Source organism: Caulobacter sp. DWR2-3-1b2 (genome assembly GCF_049896345.1).
GTDB lineage: Bacteria > Pseudomonadota > Alphaproteobacteria > Caulobacterales > Caulobacteraceae > Caulobacter.
In genome coordinates this window covers 683957-701396 of the sequence record NZ_JAFCUC010000001.1, presented here as the reverse complement: position 1 = coordinate 701396, position 17440 = coordinate 683957, and the positions used below count along the sequence as shown (strand labels likewise).

Sequence of the window (17440 nt, the reverse complement as noted above, 5' to 3'; positions counted from 1 at the left end):
CTAATGAGCGTGTTCGGCGCCGCCTTCAAGCGGAGCCACGGCGCGAAGACGAGCCAGGATGTCGCGGACCTGGCCGCGGGCGTGGTCCAGGCCCTGCCCCGTATCGATCACGAAGTCGGCCCGCGCGCGCTTTTCGGCGTCGGGAGTCTGGCGCGCCAGTATGGCCTCGAACTTGGCGGGCTCCATGCCGGTCCGGGCCAAAACCCGCTCCCGCTGCATGCCGACCGGGGCCGAGACCACCACGACCTTGTCGACCTTCTTGTCGCCACCGGTCTCGTAGAGCAGGGGAATGTCGAGCACCACGATGTCGGCGCCCTCGCTTTCCGCCTCCTCGAAGAACCCGACGCGGTCGGCGCCGACCAGGGGATGCACGATCGATTCCAGGATCTGCAGGGCTTCAGGATTGGCGACCACCGCCTGGCTCAAGCGGGTTCGGTCGATGGCGCCGTCGATCACCACGCCTGGAAAGGCCGCCTCGACCGGAGCCACCGCCGCCCCGCCGCTGGCATAGAGCGCATGCACGGCGGCGTCGGAATCGTAGACCGGCACACCCTCATCGGCGAACATCTTCGACGTCGTCGACTTGCCCATGCCGATCGATCCGGTCAGGCCCAGGATGATCATCGGGCGGCCTCGCCCAGCCGCGCCAAAGCCAGGGCGCGGACGTCTACCGAGATCGGCGGTTTCACCCCGAAAAACGCCTCGAAGCTGGGGACGGCCTGGCGCAACAGCATCTCCAGGCCATCCACGGTGCGCCGACCGGCCGCCTCGGCGCGTCTCAGGAATTCCGTGTGCAGGGGCTTGTAGACCATGTCCACGACCACGGCGTTTTTAGGTGTCAGCTCCAACCGTGCCGCGGGTCCGGGTCCGCCGCCCAGGCCCAGCGACGTAGCGTTGATCACCAGGCCGGCTTGGCCGAGCAGAGCCTCGAGTTCACCGTCCGACACCGCCTCGACCACGCCGCCGATGGAACGGACGATGGCTTCGGCCCGAGCCACGGTGCGGTTGACGATGCTGATCCTCGGCGCGCCCGCCAGGGCCAGGGCGGCGGCCGCGCCGCGGGCCGCGCCGCCCGCACCGAGGATGATCACCGGCGATAGGGCCAGATCGAACCCCGGGGCCTGGGCCGCGATCGCCTGGATCAGGCCTGGACCGTCGGTATTGTCGGCGCGGATGGTTCCGTCGGCCTCGAAGATCAGCAGGTTGGCCGCGCCGGCCACTCGGGCCAGGTCGCTGCAATGGTCGGCGCAGGCCAGGGCCTGTTCCTTGAAGGGGATCGTGACATTGAGGCCGCGGATCGCGCCGCCCCTCAGGCCCTCGACGAAAGCCTCGAAATTCTCCTCGCCCGGCGCGAAGGGCACGTACGCGGCGTCCAGGCCGGCGGCGGCGATCCAGGCGTTGTGGATCACCGGGCTCATCGAGTGGCGGATCGGCTGGCCGCAGACGCCAGCGACGATCGCGGCTCCCGTCGTGGTCGCGCTCATGTCGGGAGGGCTCCGTGCAGCCTGAGGAAGTCGAACAGGCCGGTGACCGGCAGGCCCAGTATGGCGAAATAATCGCCGTCGATCCGCTCAAACAACTGCACGCCTTCGCCCTCCAGCAGATAGCAGCCGACCGACCACAGGATGTCGGGGCTGTTGCGTTGCAGATAGCCGTCGAGCCAGGCGTCGCTGAAGTTTCGCACCGACAGCCTGGAGGTCTCGACGATCCGCCAGATCGGTTGGCCGTCGCGCGCCACGACCACGGCCGAGTGCAGCTTGTGGACCTTGCCCCGCATCTGGATCAATCGCGCGCGGGCCGCTTCGACCGTATCGACCTTGTCGATCAGCGCGCCGTGCAGTTCCAGCGTCTGGTCCGAACCGATGACCAGGCCGGGCCGCTTGGTCGAGACCTTGAACGCCTTCAATTCGGCCAAGGCGTCAGCCACTTCGCGGGGGCTGGCGCCCTCGGCCAGCAGTCCGGCCTTGGCGGCCTCCTCATCGACGCCCGAACCAACGGCTTCGAAGGTCACGCCGGCGTTGCGCAGGATCGCCATCCGCGCCGCGCTCTTCGACGCCAGGGTAATGGGTGGTGAGCTCATCCCAGAACCTCGACCTGGCCACGGCCGCCCGACAGCAGGTTGATGATCGCCGCCGCCGTCTCCTCGACCGAGCGGCGGGTGACGTCGATGATCGGCCAGCCCTGTTTCTCGAACAGTCGGCGCGCGGCGATGATTTCGGCGCGCACCGCGTCGGTCTCCACATAGTCGCTCTCGCGGTTCTCCTTCAGCGACAGCAGGCGGTTGCGACGGATCTGGATCAGACGCTCGGGCGTGGTCATCAGGCCGACGATCAGGGTGTTTTTCAGGGTGAACAGCTCTTCGGGCGGCGGACGACCCGGCACCAACGGCACATTGGCGGCCCGCACGCCGCGGTGGGCGAGGTAGATGCAGGTCGGGGTCTTGGAGGTGCGCGAGACGCCCACCAGGATGACGTCGGCCTGGGTCAGGTCCTGGCCGCCTTGGCCGTCATCATGGGCGATGGCGTAGTCCAGCGCCTCGATCCGGTCAAAATAGTCATTGTTGAGGGCGTGCTGGGCCCCGACCCGGGTGGAGATCCGGGCGCCCAGATAGCGCGACATGGCGCTGACCACGGGATCGAGGGCGGCGATGCAAGGCATTTCCAAACGCCGGCAACCCTCTTCAAGGGCCGCGCGCAGGGTCGGGTCGATGATGGTGTGCATCACCACCCCCGGCGCCCCGCCGATTTCCTTCAGGGCCCGGTCCAATTGGCGCGTGGAACGGACAAGCGCGTAGATGTGTTCGATCGGCAGGATGTCGGTGAAGCGCGCGCAGACCGCGCGGGCCATGGCGTTCAGGGTCTCGCCCGTCGAGTCCGACACCAGGTGGATATGGAAGTAGGTGGCGAACCGCGGCGCGGCCCGCTCGCTCTCACCGGGGCCGGTTTCCTGTGGATCATCCGTTAACGGTTGCTTAACCACGTGCCTTGCCTCTGGGGATGAACGTGGGTGAATCCCGCGCCGCTACGGCCCTTGCCGCACCCCCTGTGTTAAACGGTCACGTTGACGCCGGACAATCCCCAGTCTCAGTTTGCACCCACAAGGGTGATGTCGCGATTCTCCGAAGCGCGGGATGAGTCCGCGCTCAGGGTTAGGACGCTGTTCACCATCTTAACGTTTCGTTAGGGATTTCGAAGCGCTAGCGGATTATCCCCACAGTTCACAGGCTCACGCCCACATGTGGGTCATGTTGGGACGGATCTGCGACGGGCGGGGGGCATGGTGCATCGCAACGGGGTTTTCCCCGTTAGGCACTTGCCCATCACCTTCTGCAAACTTCCTTAAAAACTTATTAAAAGAATGAAGAAGGGAAGAGAGACCTCCGGGGAGATACGGGCTTGAGCCCGAGCGCCTGACGGGATTTAACACCCTCATGACCACGCCTCAAAAGCCCAAGCTCCTTTCCGTCCTGGATGGCCAGAAGGCTGAGCGACCGCCGGTGTGGTTCATGCGCCAGGCGGGGCGTTATCTGCCGGAGTACCGGGCGGTGCGCGCCACCGAGCCGACCTTCATCAATTTCTGTCTAAATCCGGAAAAGGCCGCCGAGGTCACGCTGCAGCCGATGCGGCGGTTTCCCTATGACGCGGCCATCGTCTTCGCTGACATCCTGCTGATCCCCCAGGCCTTGGGCCAGAAGGTGTGGTTCGAGGCGGGTGAGGGTCCCAAGCTGGGCGAGCTGCCATCGATTGAGTCGATGGCCGAGCTGACCGGACAGGCGGGCCAGGCGCTGGGCGCGGTGGGCGAGACCCTGAGCCGCGTGCGAGCCGCCCTCGAGCCGGAGCGCGCCCTTATCGGTTTCGCCGGCGCGCCTTGGACGGTGGCGACCTACATGATCGAAGGCGGTTCCAGCGACCGCTCTGGCGCGCGAACCTTCGCCTACCAGAATACCGAGATCCTTGACCGACTGATTCAGGTGCTGGTCGATGCGACGATCGATTACCTGGCCATGCAGGCGGCGTCCGGCGCCCAGGTGCTGAAGCTGTTCGAGAGCTGGGCCGAGGGCTTGTCCGAGCCGCTGTTCGAACGGCTGGTGATCAAGCCGCACACCGCCATCGTCGAAGGCCTGCGGGCTCGGGGCGTGACCACGCCGGTGATGGGCTTCCCGCGCGGGGCAGGCGCCTTGGTCGAGCGCTATGCTCGCGTCACGCCGGTGCAGGGCGTGGCGCTGGACACCCAGGCCTCGGCCGAGCTGGGCCAGACTATCCAGAAGACCAAGACCATCCAAGGCGCGCTGGATCCGCTGCTGTTGCGGGCCGGCGGCGACGCCCTGCTGGCGCGGGTCGATCAACTGCTCGAGCAGTGGGGTGATGGCCCCTACATCTTCAACCTGGGGCATGGCATCCTGCCCGACACGCCGATCGCCCATGTCGAAGCAGTACTAGCCCGGGTCACTGGCAAGTGAGCCCCCTTAGCGGGAACAGGCGCAAGATCGCCGTCGTCCTGTTCAACCTGGGCGGCCCGGACGGCCAGGACTCGGTGCGGCCGTTCCTGTTCAACCTGTTCCGTGACAAGGCGATCATCGGCCTGCCCGCGATCGCGCGCTATCCTCTGGCGGCGCTGATCTCCACCACACGCACCAAGCTGGCCCAGGCCAATTACGCGATCATGGGCGGGGGTTCGCCCCTGCTGCCGGAAACCGAAAAACAGGCGAGCGCGCTGGAAGCCGACCTGGCCGCCCGTTTCCCAGACGCCGAGACCCGATGTTTCATCGCCATGCGCTACTGGAAGCCGCTGACCGACCAGACCGCAAAGGCGGTGAAGGCCTTCGCCCCGGATGAGGTCGTGTTGCTGCCGCTTTACCCCCAGTTCTCGACCACGACGACGGGCTCTTCATTGCAGGCCTGGAAGAAGGCCTATGCGGGACCGGGCCGAATCTCGACCGTCTGTTGCTATCCGACACACGAGGCTTTCATCCAGGCCCATGCCGAGCTGATCCAGGCCGCCTATGACAAGGCTGGCCGGCCCGGGCCAGCCCGTCTGCTGTTCTCGGCCCATGGCCTGCCGGAAAAGGTCATCCTGGCCGGCGATCCCTACCAGCAGCAGATCGAAGCCACCGCCGCAGCAGTCATGGCGCGGCTCGGCGCGGGTTGGGACTGGCGGGTGACCTATCAGAGCCGGGTCGGCCCGATGAAGTGGATCGGTCCGTCGACCGAGGAGGAGATCAAGGCCGCCAGCGAGCAGGGCCTGGCCCTGGTGATCACGCCGATCGCCTTTGTCTCCGAACATATCGAGACCCTGGTCGAGCTCGACCACGAATATCGCGACGTGGCCATCAAGGCCGGCTGCCCCGCCTATGTCCGGGCGCCCGCCTTGGGCGTCACGCCGAAGTTCATTGGCGGTCTGGGCCAGATCGTCCAGAACGCGCTTGCCGCCGCCGAGCCCATCGTCACCGCCTGCGCCTGGCGTTGTGGCGGCGATCGAACCCAATGCCCCAACAAGCAGGGAGCCCAGGCGTGATCGATTTGCTGGCGCCGTACTTCAACCTGATCCGCGGCCTGCACATCATCTTCGTTATGGCCTGGATCGCCGGTATGCTGATCCTGCCGCGTCTGTTCATCTATCACATGAGGGCCACGCCAGGCTCGGACATGGACGGGGTGTTCAAGCTGGCCGAGCTGCGGACCATGAAGATCATCATCAACCCGGCGATGATCCTGGCCCTGCTGATGGGCCTGTTGCTGGGCATGATCGACAGCGAGCGCCTGGGCCACGACTTCGTCCTGCAGCCCTGGGCCCTGACCAAGATCGCCGCCCTGATCTTCCTGTTCGCCTGGCACGGCTTCATGTCGAAATCCCGCAAGCGCTTCGCGGATGGGACCAACACCCGTTCGGAGAAGTTCTGGCGGATGACCAATGAACTGCCGTTCCTGGCGGCGATCGTCATCGTGCTGTCGGTGACGACGAAGTTCCTGAGCCACTGACGCCCGCGGCTCCGCTTGACCCGGCGGTCCTGCTGTGGTTCCCATCCAAAAGGCGCGGCGCCCAGGTTCCGCGATCCTGACCTCTACGGGCTGGTGCTCGTCCTGATGCGCCCCTGGAGCCTGGCTCCGAAGTCCGTTCCCCAGATCCGATACGCGCCGTCGTCATGGCGCGACCCCTCGCCGCCCCTCGCGACGAGACCATCAGAACCAAGGCACGGCTCGCGGTTTCGCGGGCCGCGCGACGTTGAGTGTCACCATGACCGACCAGACCGAAAACCAGAACGACAGCGCCAACGAGGCTGAAGAGCCGATCGTCGATACGACGACCCTGGCCGCCTCGGTCGATCCGCAGGGCGATGACGCCGGCGGCGACGAAGAATCCGAAGTGGGCGCCACTGTTGCGGCGATGGGCCTGAAGACCATGTCCCTGCAGGAACTGAAGGAGAAATCCCCAGCCGACCTGCTGGCCTTCGCCGAGACCTTCGAGGTCGAGAACGCCAACTCCATGCGCAAGCAGGACATGATGTTCGCGATCCTCAAGACCCTCGCCGAGGAAGGCGTGGAAATCTCGGGCTCGGGCACCATGGAAGTTCTGCAGGACGGGTTTGGCTTCTTGCGTTCACCGGAAGCTAATTATCTTCCTGGTCCAGACGATATCTATGTGTCGCCCTCGCAGATCCGCAAGTTCGGCCTGCGGACCGGCGACACCATCGACGGCGCCATCCGCGCGCCGCGCGAAGGCGAGCGCTACTTCGCCCTGACCGGCGTGACGCTGATCAATTTCGAGAGCCCCGACAACGTCAAGCACAAGATCCACTTCGACAACCTGACGCCGCTCTATCCCGAAGAGCGACTCAACATGGAACTGCCCGATCCGACCATCAAGGATCGTTCGGGCCGGATCATCGACATCGTGGCGCCGCTGGGCAAGGGGCAACGCTGCCTGATCGTGGCCCCGCCGCGCGTCGGCAAGACGGTGATGTTGCAGAACATCGCCAAGTCGATCGAAACCAACCATCCGGAAATCTACCTGATTGTCCTGCTGATCGACGAGCGCCCGGAAGAAGTCACCGACATGCAGCGGACGGTGAAGGGCGAGGTCATCGCCTCGACTTTCGACGAGCCGGCGACCCGCCACGTTCAGGTGGCCGAGATGGTCATCGAGAAGGCCAAGCGCCTGGTCGAGCACAAGCGTGACGTCGTCATCCTGCTGGACTCGGTCACCCGTCTGGGTCGGGCCTACAACACCACCGTCCCGTCGTCGGGCAAGGTGCTGACCGGCGGCGTCGACGCCAACGCCCTGCAGCGTCCCAAGCGCTTCTTCGGCGCGGCGCGGAATGTGGAGGAGGGCGGCTCGCTGTCCATCATCGCCACCGCCCTGATCGACACCGGTAGCCGTATGGACGAAGTGATCTTCGAAGAGTTCAAGGGCACCGGCAACTCGGAAATCATCCTGGACCGCAAGGTCGCTGACAAGCGCATCTTCCCGGCCATCGATGTGCTGAAGTCCGGCACCCGTAAGGAAGAGCTGATCACCCCGCGCGACCAGCTTCAAAAGACCTATGTGCTACGCCGTATCCTCAACCCGATGGGCGCTTCGGACGCCATCGAGTTCCTGCTCGAGAAGATGCGCCAGTCGAAGACCAACGGCGATTTCTTCCAGTCGATGAATACCTAGAACCCATTGTCGCACGTGAAACATCAGGGGCGGCGGGATTGGTCCCGTCGCCCTTTTTCAATCTTCGTCCGTGCGTTCTGACGCGCGCCGGTCACGGGATCAGCAAGGTCGCGCCCGTCGTCCGTCGACCTTCCAAAGATTCGTGCGCGGCCCGGGCCTCGGCGAGTGGGAAGCTCTGGCCGACCTTGATCTTCACCTCGCCCGACGCCAGCACGGCGAACAGGGCCGCAGCGCTTTCGTCGAGCTCTTCGGTCGTTACGATATAGTCGAACAGCCTGGGCCGGGTCAGGAACAGCGACTTGCCCGCCAGCTCCAGCGGGGTGATCGCGGGCGCTGGCCCGGAAGCGTTGCCGAAAGTGGCCAGAACGCCGCGTCGACCTAGGCTCTTGAGGCTGGCCTCGAAGGTGTCCTTGCCGACGCCGTCATAGACGATGGCTACACCCTGGCCGCCGGTGATCTCGGCGACCCTGGCCGAGACGTCCTCCTGGCCGTACAGGATCACATGGTCGGCGCCGTGATCACGGGCGAGGGCGGCCTTGGTCTCGGACCCAACCGTCGCGATGACCGTCGCGCCCAGCGCCTTGGCCCACTGGACCAGGATCGACCCGACGCCGCCGGCGGCGGCATGGATCAGCGCGGTCTGACCCGCTTCGATCCTGTGGCAGCGCCGAACCAGGAACTCGGCGGTCATACCCTTCAGCAGTACCGCCGCCGCCGTTTCGAGGCTGACCGTGTCCGGGACCTTTACCGCTCGGTTGGCGGGAACCACGGCGGCCTCTGCATAGGCGCCGAGCGTGCCGTTATAGGCGACGCGGTCGCCGACGACGAACCGGGTAACGCCGTCTCCAACTGCCTCGACGATCCCCGCCGCCTCAAGACCCAGCACAGCCGGCATCTTCATCGGATAGAGGCCGCTGCGGTGATAGGTGTCGATGAAGTTCAGCCCCACCGCCTGGTGCCGGACCAGGATCTGGCCAGGCCCAGGCGAAGGGACCGGGAGATCGACGCGCTCAAGCACCTCGGGACCGCCGGCGCGGGCGGCTTGTATGGCCAGCATGACGGTCAGCCCAGCTTGGACTTGAAGAAGGACAGGGTGCGCGCATTGGCCCTACCCGCGGCGCTCGCGTCGTAGTGCTCGCCGCCCACCCGGGCAAAGGCGTGATCGCAACCGGGATAGGTTTGAACCTCGATCTGCAGATGGTCCTTCAGCGCGCCCAGGATCACCTTCTGCGCTTCCTTCGGCACGAATTGGTCTTCCTCGGCGATGTGCATCAGCAGCGGACGGGCCAGTTTGTCAGCCTCGCCGACATGTTTCTCGATTCCGACGCCGTAATAGGCGACGGTGACGTCGCTGTCGGTGCGGGCCGCGGTCAGGAAGGCCAGCAGCCCGCCCAGGCAGTAACCGAGCGCTCCGACCTTGCCATTGACGGCGGGCAAGGCGCGGGCGGCGGCGATGGTCGCGGCGATGTCCGAGACGCCGGCCTCGACGTCGAAGGCGTTATAGAGCTCGAAGGCCCGCTTCCATTCGGCTTCGCTCTGGTCGGTGATGTCGATACCCGGTTCGATGCGCCAGAAAAGATCGGGGCAGATGGCCATGAAGCCCTGGGCCGCGAGGTTGTCGCAGACATCGCGCATGACCTTGTTGACACCGAAGATTTCCTGGATGACGACGATCGCCGGCGCCGGCGCCGGCGCCGGCGCCGGCTCGGCCGAAGGGCGCGCCACATAGGCCGAGAAGGCGCCGTCCGGGGTGTCGATCGTGAGGGTCTCACTCATGGGGGCTCTCCGTATCCGCAAGGCGTCGATGGGACTTTCGACCAAAGCGCTCTAACGTGGTCCGACGCGCCTGACGCATAACAATGTCGTGCCCTACCCGAAGGGAACCAACCATGAAGATGACTATCGAGATCGATTGCACGGCTGTCGAGGCGCGAGCCTTTCTCGGCCTTCCCGACGTGACGGCGCTGAATGACCATATGGTCAAGGAGATGCAGAGCCGCATGGATGCGAACATGGCCATGCTGGCGCCCGAAGAGCTGATGAAGAACTGGATGGCGTTCGGTAGCGGCGCCCAGGACCAGTTCCGCAAGCTGATGACGGCGGCGGCCGGCGCCGCGGTCGGGGGCATGGGCGGCAAGCGCGAATGAACGACACGATCTACGCGCCGGCCACCGGCGCGGGGAAGGCGGCGGTGGCCGTCATTCGGGTGTCGGGCCCGCGTTCCGGCGGCGCCGTCCGCGCCCTGGCGGGAGCCCTGCCCAGGCCGCGTCGGGCGGCGCTACGACAGCTGAGCCATGCTGGCGTCGCCCTCGATGACGCTTTGGTTCTGTGGTTCGAGGGCCCTGCGAGCTATACCGGCGAGGACGCCGCCGAGTTTCACGTGCATGGCGGCCGCGCCGTGGTCGAGGCTGTGCTGCAGGCCTTATGCGCCGAAGGCCTGCGACTGGCGGAGCCGGGCGAGTTCACGCGCCGCGCTTTCGAGAATGGCAAGCTGGACCTGACCCAGGCCGAGGGCGTGGCCGACCTCATTGACGCCGAGACCGAGGCGCAGCGCCGTCAGGCGCTTGGGCAACTGGGTGGCGCGCTGAGCGAGCGCTATGAGACGTGGCGGGAACTCCTCGTCCAGACGCTGGCCATGTTGGAGGCCGCCGTGGATTTTCCTGACGAAGATCTCCCCGAAGATGTCGCGGGGCGTGCGCGCCCAGGCCTAGAGCTTCTTGAAGCAGAGATTGGCGTGGCGTTGAGCGACGCCGCGCGAGGTCGCCGGGTTCGAGACGGCTTTCGCATCGCGCTCGTCGGGGCTCCGAATTCCGGCAAGAGCACCTTGCTCAATGGCCTGGCGGAACGCGACGCCGCCATTGTCACCTCAACGCCAGGGACCACGAGAGACATCATCGAGGTCCCGATGATCTTGGGCGGCTACAAGGTCCTGGTGGCGGACACCGCGGGTCTACGGGCCACTGAAGACACCATCGAGGCCGAGGGCGTTCGCCGGGCTCAAGCCTGGGCGCGCGAGGCCGACCTGCGACTATGGGTCGTCGACGCTTCGATGTTCCACGTGAAACAAGGCGACGACTACGACGTCACCCGCCCCGGAGACTGGGCGGTGATCAACAAGATCGACATCGTCGACAAGGCTCGGCTCGGCGAGGTGCGTGATGCCCTGTCCGCCCGGGGGTTCCTTGTCGTCGAGATGGCCGCCCGGAAGCCAGGGGGCGTGGAAGCCGCGCGAGCGGCGTTGGCGTCCCACGTGGTTGACGCTCTGTCTGGCGCGGAGTTCCCCGCCGCGACGCGCATCCGTCACGCCGAAAGCCTGACCGAGGCCCGCCGCTTTATACAACGCGCCCTGTCCGATGTTGGTCTGGAGGTGGAGCTCGCGGCAGAGGACGTCAGGCTCGCCGCGCGCGCCCTGTCCCGCATCACGGGCCGGATCGATCCCGAGGATGTTCTCGACCGCGTGTTTTCAAGCTTTTGCATCGGCAAGTGATGTTCCACGTGAAACATCGCCTTGAACCATCCACAGCCTAATCACAGATGTATGGCGACTGTTTCACGTGGAACAGCCGCGACCGACTCGCCCACGCGGTGAGTCCCGCGTATAGGGTACTCTACGCCCCCCTGAGACGGGGGCGTTCGCATTGAGGCGCGCCGCTTGTCCAACACCTGGGATGTCATTGTCATCGGCGGCGGTCACGCTGGCTGCGAAGCCGCCTCTGCGTCGGCCAGGGCCGGCGCGCGCACGCTGTTACTGACCCACAAGCTCGAAACCGTCGGCGAAATGTCGTGCAACCCGGCCATCGGCGGGCTGGGCAAAGGCCATCTGGTGCGCGAGATCGACGCCTTGGATGGCCTGATGGCGCGGATGGCGGACAAGGCCGGCATCCAATATCGACTCCTGAACCGCTCCAAGGGGCCCGCCGTGCGCGGCCCCCGTTCCCAGATCGATCGTAAGCTCTATCGCGAGGCGGTGCAGGCCGAGCTGTTTTCCCACGTGAACCTGGACGTGATCGCCGCCGCCGCTGAGGACTTGATCGTCGAGGGCGGCGTCGTCGCCGGTGTGGTTGACGGGGAGGGCGGCGCCTATCGCGCGCCGCGCGTCGTGCTGACCACGGGCACCTTCTTGAAGGGCGTGATCCACCAGGGCCAGACTCGCACCCCGGCCGGCCGTGTAGGCGACGCGCCTTCGATCGGCCTGTCGGACCGGCTCTACGCGCTCGGCTTTGACATGGGCCGCCTCAAGACGGGCACGCCCGCGCGGCTGGACGGCAAGACCATCGCCTGGGATCGCCTGGAAATGCAGGCCGCCGACGAGGACCCCGAGCCGTTCTCGTTTCTCAATTCCACGGTGGACGTGCCCCAGATCCAGTGCGGCATTACCTATACGACCGCCGAGACCCACAAGATCATCGCCGACCGCCTGGGCGAATCCGCCGTTTATGGCGGCCGTGCCACCGGGATCGGCCCGCGCTATTGCCCCTCGATCGAGGACAAGGTCGTCCGCTTCGCCGACAAGACCAGCCACCAGGTCTTCTTGGAGCCAGAAGGCCTGGACGACGACACGGTCTATCCGAACGGCATATCGACCTCGGTCTCGCCCGAGACGCAATTGCTGTTCCTCCGCACCATGCCGGGCCTCGAGACCGTCGAGGTCATCCGGTATGGCTATGCGATCGAGTACGACTATGTCGACCCGCGCGAGCTCTACCCGACCCTTGAGGCCAAGCGCCTGGCCGGACTCTACCTGGCGGGTCAGATCAACGGCACGACGGGTTATGAGGAAGCGGGCGCCCAAGGCCTGGTCGCCGGCCTGAACGCCGCGCGGGCGGGGCAGGGCAAGGAGCCCGCGATCTTCGCCCGCGATGAGGCCTATATCGGCGTGATGATCGACGACCTGGTCACCCGGGGCGTCACCGAACCCTATCGCATGTTCACCAGCCGCGCCGAGTTTCGCCTGGTGCTGCGGGCCGACAACGCCGACCAGCGCCTGACCGATCGCGGCCTTGAACTGGGCTGCGTGGGGAAGGACCGTGCAGCCGCCTGGTCCATGAAGAAGGCCGAGCTTGCGGCCGTTCGGGCCTTTGCCCGTTCGGTCAATCTGACGCCGGCCGCCGCCGTGAAGGCCGGCTTCAAGGTTAATGCCGACGGCCAGCGCCGCGACGTCCTGGCCATGCTCGCCCTGCCGGAGGTTACGCTCGACGGCCTGACCTCGGTATGGCCGGAGATTTCCACGTGGAGCCCGATGGCCCGCGAGCAGATCGAGATCGAGGCGGCCTATGCCGGCTATCTCGACCGCCAACGCATCGACGCCGAAGCCTTCCGCAGGGAAGAGGATCTGCGCCTGCCGGGCGATCTGGACTACGCCTTGGTGGGCAGTCTGTCGAACGAGGTGCGCGAGAAGCTGCAGCGCGTCAAACCTCTCACCCTGGGCCAGGCGGCCCGTATCGAAGGCGTGACGCCAGGAGCCCTGACGGCGCTGCTGGCCCATGTGCGGCGCGCCCGTGCAGCCTGATCCCATGACCGACCTGATCATCGAACCGCTCGAGCCCCTCGACGCAGCCGCCTTCCAGCGGTTAACGGCATGTAGCGAGGCCCAGCTGTCCGACCTGCGGCGTTTTCAAGCCCTGCTCACCGAGTGGAACGCCGTGATGAACCTGGTGGGGCCGGCCTCGCTACCAAACTTCTGGAACCGCCATGCCTGGGACAGCGCGCAACTTCTGAAGCTGGAGCCCGAGGCCAGAATCTGGGCCGACCTGGGCGCCGGCGCTGGCTTGCCGGGCGTGGTGCTGGCGATCCTGTTGAAGGACACGCCGGGCGCCAAGGTCCATCTGATCGAGAGCATGACCAAGCGTTGCAAGTTCCTGCACGCGGTGGTCGATGACCTGAAGCTGCCCGCTGAGGTTCATAACGGTCGCGCCGAGGAGCTCGACCTCAAGGTCGATGTCGTCACGGCTCGGGCCTGCGCGCCGATGGTCAGACTTCTGGGTTACGCCCAGCCCTACCTGAAGCGCGGCGCGACGGGCTGGTTCCTGAAGGGACAGGATGTCGATGCGGAACTGGTCGAGGCCGCGACCTATTGGAAATTCGAGTCCGACCTGCGGCCCTCCCTGAGCGACCCGCGAGGCCAGATCGTGCAAGTGAAAGGGCTTAAAAGTGTCCGTAAAGTCTGACCAACCGCTGCGCGTCCTGGCGATCGCCAATCAGAAGGGCGGGGTCGGCAAGACCACCACCGCGATCAATCTGGGCACGGCCCTGGCGGCCTGCGGCGAACGGGTGCTGCTGATCGACGCCGATCCGCAGGGCAATTGCTCGACGGGCCTGGGCATCACCCGCATGCAGCGCAAGACCACGCTCTATGACGTGTTGATGGGCGAGAAACCGGTCGTCGACGCCGCGGTCCGCACCGAGCTGCCGGGCTTGGACGTCATTCCCGCCGACGCCGACCTGTCGGGCGTCGAGATCGAGCTTGGCCAGGTAGCGCGCCGGTCCTACCGTTTGCGCGACGCCCTGGAGCCGCTCCGCGCCGGCGGCCCCTACACCTATGTGCTGATCGACTGCCCGCCCTCGCTGAACGTGCTGACCGTCAACGCCATGACCGCCGCCGACGCCGTGTTCGTGCCGCTGCAGTGCGAATTCTTCGCTCTGGAGGGCCTCACTCAGCTGATGCGAACCATCGAACGCGTGCGCGGCAGCTTGAATCCCAAGCTGGAAATCCAGGGCGTGGTGCTGACCATGTACGACCGCCGCAACAGTCTGTCCGACCAGGTGGCGCGGGATGTTCGGCAACACTTTGGCGACAAGGTCTATGACGCGGTCATACCCCGCAACGTCCGGGTGTCCGAGGCACCGTCGTTCGGTAAACCCGTGCTGCTCTATGATCTGAAATGCGCCGGCAGCCAGGCTTACCTGCGTCTGGCGCGCGAAGTGATCACGCGTGAAAAGTCACGGTTGGCCCAAGCGGCGTAGAGCCCGCTTGAGGATAACCAGCCAAGTCATTGTCTGAGTTGAATGTTGAGCGCGTGCGGGAGTCGGTTGTGGTGGGAGAGCCGGGGATGTCTGAAGGTCGTCGTGGTCTGGGTCGGGGCCTGTCGGCTCTGCTCGGCGAGGTCGAATCCGCGCCCGCCCAGGCCCCCGGTGATACCGTGGGAGGGTCGCGCGAAGCCCCGATCGAACTGATCCGCCGTAACCCCAACCAGCCGCGCCGGACATTCCGCGAGGATGACTTGGTAGAACTTTCGGACTCGATCCGCGAGAAGGGCGTGCTGCAGCCGATCCTGGTCCGCCCCGCCGCTGGCGCCCCAGGCGAGTATCAGATCGTCGCCGGCGAGCGCCGCTGGCGAGCCGCGCAACGCGCCGGCCTCAAGACCATCCCGATCATGATCCGCGAGTTGGACGATTTGGCGGTGCTCGAGATAGGCATCATCGAGAACGTCCAGCGCGCCGACCTCAACGCCTTGGAAGAGGCGCTGAGCTACAAGGTGCTGCTAGAGAAGTTCGGTCGCACCCAGGAAGCGATCGCCCAGACCGTCGGCAAGAGTCGCAGCCACGTCGCCAATACCCTGCGCCTGCTGAACCTGCCCGACGCGGTGCAGTCCTACGTGACCTCGGGTGAACTGACCGCCGGCCACGCCCGCGCCATCGCCTCGGCTCCGGATCCGACGGCGCTGGCCAAGGAAGTCATCGCCAAGGGCCTGTCGGTCCGCGACGCCGAGGCCCTGGCCCGCCGGACCCCGCACGCCGCCGGCGAAGTTCGCGCCAAGTCGGCCGGTGGTCGTCCCGCGAAGTCGAAGGACACCGACACGCAGTCGCTGGAAGCCGACCTGTCGTCGCTGCTCGGCCTCGATGTCGAGATCGACGACCGTGGCGGGGCCGGCGCCCTGACGATCCGCTATGCGACGCTCGAGCAACTCGATGACCTCTGCGGTCGCCTGACCCGCGCCATCTGACTCCGAAAACGGACCCGTCTGTCGCGCATGGAGCGGACCTTTGCCGTGGTCCTGCCGGCTCTGTTTTCGACAGGCGAGATTGATCTGGTCGCAAACGGGCGACAACCTATTGATCCATAGGTATTATTCTGAGGAAATGGCGTGAAATTGGTCGCCGTCGGATCTGTCGTTTTCCACAGTTTTGAAGATCTAGAACTAAGCTGAAGCTTGACGGCGCGAGCGACTCCTAGTCTGGCGCTGACCTTTTACCCCAGCGGCTTGCTACAGCCCCAGCCGCCGCGCCTTGCCGGCGATCTGCAGGGCCAGACGCTCGGAAATCAGCTGGTCGGGCGAGCCGGAGGTCTTGCAGGCCTTGTCGGCGGCCAGCACCTCGGCCTGGACCATCAGCAGCTGGTCCAGCGTCCAGGCGCGGGCCTGGCGCAGGAATTCGCGCTCGGTCTTCCAGAACACGCCCGACGCCTTGGCGGCGGCGGCCAGGTCGATGCCGTTTTTGTGCAGGGTCAAGGTGCGGCGCAGGCGGCCCAGATGGTAGCCCATGGCTCTCACCGCTGCGGGTCCGCCCTCACCCTCGGCGGCGGCGCGGCGCAGGCCGGCCTGGGCGGGACCCAGGCGGCCGCCAAAGGCGTCGACGGCGGCGTCGCCCAGTGAGGCCTCGGGCTCGACCCCCAGGAAGTCGGTCAGGTCGGCCGGGGTGGCCACAAAGCCGCTGCCCGGGTTCAGATAGAGCGCCAGGCGCTCGATCTCGGCCCGGGCCACGCCGCGCTCCTTGGGCAGGCGCGAGACGAACAGGTCCAGAGCCTCGCCGTTCAGACTGACCTTGTCCTTGGCCAGGGTCTCGCGGGTCAGGCGGGCCAGGTCTCCGGCTTCGTCCTCGTAACAGGGGATAACCGCCGCGCCGGTCGACTTCTCGGCGGCCTTGCGCAGGGCCGAGTTGCGGTCGAGCGCCCCGGCTTCGATCAGGAACAGGGCGTCCGGGTTGAGCTGGCCCTCCACATGGCGGGCGAGGGCCTCGGCGGCCTGTTTGTCGGGTCCAGCCTTCTCGCCCGTCAGCCGCAAGCGCACCAGGCGGCGCCCGCCCATCATCGACAGGGCCGACAGCTCGTCCTCCAGCTTGCCAGCCTGGCTGTCGAGATCGCTCTCGGTCAGCTGGGCGGTGTCGAAGGGATCGTCGGGCCGCTCGAACAGGCGCTTGGCCAGTTGGTCGGCGCGATCGCGCACGACTCCTCGATCACGGCCATAGATCACCACGGCCCGGATCTCGCGGGACGGGTCCTTCAGGAAGCGTTCGATGTCCGGTCGCTTCGACAGGATCATGGGCTAGGATCCTAGGCCTTGGCCTTGCCCGCCAACCAGACGGCCAGGTCGAGCTGGATCTTGCGCGCCACCTCGGTCGCCGCCCGCTCCTGCCCGTCCTGCTGAGCCGCGATGGCGGCATAGGGCTGGTCGGCGGAGTCGTAGGTCACTGCGGCGTTGGCCGTGCCAGCGCGCACCGTCAGGCCGGTCTTGGCGTCCAGCAGCTGCCAATAGGCCGTCAGGTTCAGCTCGTAGCGGTTGGCCACGTTGTCGACGCGCACGCCGCGGGCGTAGCGCATCTCCTTCAGCGTGAAGACCAGCTTGTGCGAGGGCAGGACATTGACGTCGCGCGCCAGGGCGTCGTCCAGCTGCTCGCGCACCAGATAGCCTGAGCGGCCTTCGGGCGCGACCACCTCTATGGCGCCCAGGCCCTTGGTGACGATCTGCGGTCCGTACAGGGGCGTGAAGCCGCAACCCACCAGGGCCACGGCGGAGGCGGCGATCAGGGCCGCCGGAAAGATCTTTAAGAGCGGAAAGCGGTTCATCGA

At 66.2% G+C, this 17440-nt stretch carries 18 protein-coding genes; 10 read left to right on the top strand and 8 right to left on the bottom strand.

Annotation, left to right across the window (positions count from 1 at the left end; genetic code table 11):
• The 4 genes from coaE to ACP694_RS03350 are packed head-to-tail and all read right to left on the bottom strand — an operon-like array spanning window position 1 to window position 2979.
• A complete protein-coding gene (gene coaE, locus ACP694_RS03365) occupies window positions 1-624 on the bottom strand; it encodes a dephospho-CoA kinase (RefSeq protein ID WP_426010407.1) in 624 nt (207 codons plus the stop codon).
• Window positions 621-1484: a shikimate dehydrogenase gene (gene aroE, locus ACP694_RS03360; protein WP_426010405.1), complete on the bottom strand. Its 864-nt coding sequence runs from the start codon at window positions 1482-1484 to the stop codon at window positions 621-623. Before aroE ends, coaE begins: the two co-directional genes overlap by 4 nt.
• A complete protein-coding gene (locus ACP694_RS03355; RefSeq protein ID WP_426010403.1) occupies window positions 1481-2080 on the bottom strand; it encodes a Maf family protein in 600 nt (199 codons plus the stop codon). The genes aroE and ACP694_RS03355 overlap by 4 nt, the downstream gene beginning before the upstream one ends.
• Window positions 2077-2979 carry a pyruvate, water dikinase regulatory protein gene (locus ACP694_RS03350; protein ID WP_426010401.1) on the bottom strand — a complete coding sequence of 301 codons (903 nt, stop codon included), beginning with the start codon at window positions 2977-2979 and terminating at the stop codon, window positions 2077-2079. The genes ACP694_RS03355 and ACP694_RS03350 overlap by 4 nt, the downstream gene beginning before the upstream one ends.
• A 451-nt stretch (window positions 2980-3430) precedes the next feature.
• Here ACP694_RS03350 and hemE point away from each other — a divergent pair, with 451 nt between their 5' ends.
• From hemE to rho, 4 genes are all read left to right on the top strand, one after another.
• The gene (hemE, locus tag ACP694_RS03345) at window positions 3431-4459 is read left to right on the top strand and encodes a uroporphyrinogen decarboxylase (protein ID WP_426010399.1); all 1029 of its coding nucleotides are present in this window, start codon (window positions 3431-3433) and stop codon (window positions 4457-4459) included.
• Entirely contained in the window at window positions 4456-5514 is a 1059-nt protein-coding gene (hemH, locus tag ACP694_RS03340; protein WP_426010398.1) for a ferrochelatase, read from the top strand. Before hemE ends, hemH begins: the two co-directional genes overlap by 4 nt.
• Window positions 5511-5978: a CopD family protein gene (locus tag ACP694_RS03335; protein WP_426010397.1), complete on the top strand. Its 468-nt coding sequence runs from the start codon at window positions 5511-5513 to the stop codon at window positions 5976-5978. Before hemH ends, ACP694_RS03335 begins: the two co-directional genes overlap by 4 nt.
• Before the next feature lie 256 nt (window positions 5979-6234).
• On the top strand, window positions 6235-7656 hold the full coding sequence (rho, locus tag ACP694_RS03330) for a transcription termination factor Rho (RefSeq protein WP_426010395.1): 1422 nt from the start codon (window positions 6235-6237) through the stop codon (window positions 7654-7656).
• 91 nt (window positions 7657-7747) lie between these two features.
• Here rho and ACP694_RS03325 read toward each other — a convergent pair whose 3' ends face one another.
• Window positions 7748-8713, bottom strand: a complete 966-nt coding sequence (locus ACP694_RS03325) for a quinone oxidoreductase family protein (protein WP_426010393.1) — start codon at window positions 8711-8713, stop codon at window positions 7748-7750.
• A gap of 5 nt (window positions 8714-8718) precedes the next feature.
• Window positions 8719-9432, bottom strand: a complete 714-nt coding sequence (locus tag ACP694_RS03320; RefSeq protein ID WP_426010392.1) for a dienelactone hydrolase family protein — start codon at window positions 9430-9432, stop codon at window positions 8719-8721.
• Between the two features lie 113 nt (window positions 9433-9545).
• Between ACP694_RS03320 and ACP694_RS03315 the strand changes: the two genes are divergently transcribed.
• From ACP694_RS03315 to ACP694_RS03290, 6 genes are all read left to right on the top strand, one after another.
• Window positions 9546-9803 (top strand): DUF6489 family protein, encoded by a 258-nt coding sequence (locus tag ACP694_RS03315; protein WP_426010391.1) that lies wholly within the window; start codon window positions 9546-9548, stop codon window positions 9801-9803.
• On the top strand, window positions 9800-11143 hold the full coding sequence (gene mnmE, locus ACP694_RS03310) for a tRNA uridine-5-carboxymethylaminomethyl(34) synthesis GTPase MnmE (protein ID WP_426010390.1): 1344 nt from the start codon (window positions 9800-9802) through the stop codon (window positions 11141-11143). The genes ACP694_RS03315 and mnmE overlap by 4 nt, the downstream gene beginning before the upstream one ends.
• Before the next feature lie 165 nt (window positions 11144-11308).
• A complete protein-coding gene (mnmG, locus tag ACP694_RS03305; RefSeq protein WP_426010388.1) occupies window positions 11309-13165 on the top strand; it encodes a tRNA uridine-5-carboxymethylaminomethyl(34) synthesis enzyme MnmG in 1857 nt (618 codons plus the stop codon).
• Window positions 13166-13169: 4 nt separating this feature from the next.
• Window positions 13170-13823, top strand: coding sequence for a 16S rRNA (guanine(527)-N(7))-methyltransferase RsmG (gene rsmG / locus ACP694_RS03300; RefSeq protein ID WP_426010387.1), 654 nt, complete (start codon window positions 13170-13172; stop codon window positions 13821-13823).
• Entirely contained in the window at window positions 13807-14619 is an 813-nt protein-coding gene (locus ACP694_RS03295) for a ParA family protein (protein WP_426010385.1), read from the top strand. The genes rsmG and ACP694_RS03295 overlap by 17 nt, the downstream gene beginning before the upstream one ends.
• An 86-nt stretch (window positions 14620-14705) precedes the next feature.
• Entirely contained in the window at window positions 14706-15599 is an 894-nt protein-coding gene (locus ACP694_RS03290) for a ParB/RepB/Spo0J family partition protein (protein WP_426010383.1), read from the top strand.
• Between the two features lie 261 nt (window positions 15600-15860).
• Here the strand turns inward: ACP694_RS03290 and holA are convergent, their stop codons facing one another.
• Window positions 15861-16913, bottom strand: a complete 1053-nt coding sequence (gene holA, locus ACP694_RS03285) for a DNA polymerase III subunit delta (RefSeq protein ID WP_426010381.1) — start codon at window positions 16911-16913, stop codon at window positions 15861-15863.
• An 11-nt stretch (window positions 16914-16924) separates the two neighbouring features.
• Window positions 16925-17437: an LPS assembly lipoprotein LptE gene (gene lptE, locus ACP694_RS03280; RefSeq protein WP_426010379.1), complete on the bottom strand. Its 513-nt coding sequence runs from the start codon at window positions 17435-17437 to the stop codon at window positions 16925-16927.
• Between the last annotated feature and the right edge of the window lie 3 nt (window positions 17438-17440).

Coding starts and splice junctions, on each gene's coding strand:
- mnmE (WP_426010390.1), top strand. CDS start 9,800: ATGAACGACACGATCTACGCGCCGGCCACCGGCGCGGGGAAGGCGGCG.
- ACP694_RS03315 (WP_426010391.1), top strand. CDS start 9,546: ATGAAGATGACTATCGAGATCGATTGCACGGCTGTCGAGGCGCGAGCC.
- rho (WP_426010395.1), top strand. CDS start 6,235: ATGACCGACCAGACCGAAAACCAGAACGACAGCGCCAACGAGGCTGAA.
- lptE (WP_426010379.1), bottom strand. CDS start 17,437: ATGAACCGCTTTCCGCTCTTAAAGATCTTTCCGGCGGCCCTGATCGCC.
- rsmG (WP_426010387.1), top strand. CDS start 13,170: ATGACCGACCTGATCATCGAACCGCTCGAGCCCCTCGACGCAGCCGCC.
- coaE (WP_426010407.1), bottom strand. CDS start 624: ATGATCATCCTGGGCCTGACCGGATCGATCGGCATGGGCAAGTCGACG.
- ACP694_RS03355 (WP_426010403.1), bottom strand. CDS start 2,080: ATGAGCTCACCACCCATTACCCTGGCGTCGAAGAGCGCGGCGCGGATG.
- ACP694_RS03325 (WP_426010393.1), bottom strand. CDS start 8,713: ATGCTGGCCATACAAGCCGCCCGCGCCGGCGGTCCCGAGGTGCTTGAG.
- ACP694_RS03320 (WP_426010392.1), bottom strand. CDS start 9,432: ATGAGTGAGACCCTCACGATCGACACCCCGGACGGCGCCTTCTCGGCC.
- aroE (WP_426010405.1), bottom strand. CDS start 1,484: ATGAGCGCGACCACGACGGGAGCCGCGATCGTCGCTGGCGTCTGCGGC.
- hemE (WP_426010399.1), top strand. CDS start 3,431: ATGACCACGCCTCAAAAGCCCAAGCTCCTTTCCGTCCTGGATGGCCAG.
- ACP694_RS03290 (WP_426010383.1), top strand. CDS start 14,706: ATGTCTGAAGGTCGTCGTGGTCTGGGTCGGGGCCTGTCGGCTCTGCTC.
- holA (WP_426010381.1), bottom strand. CDS start 16,913: ATGATCCTGTCGAAGCGACCGGACATCGAACGCTTCCTGAAGGACCCG.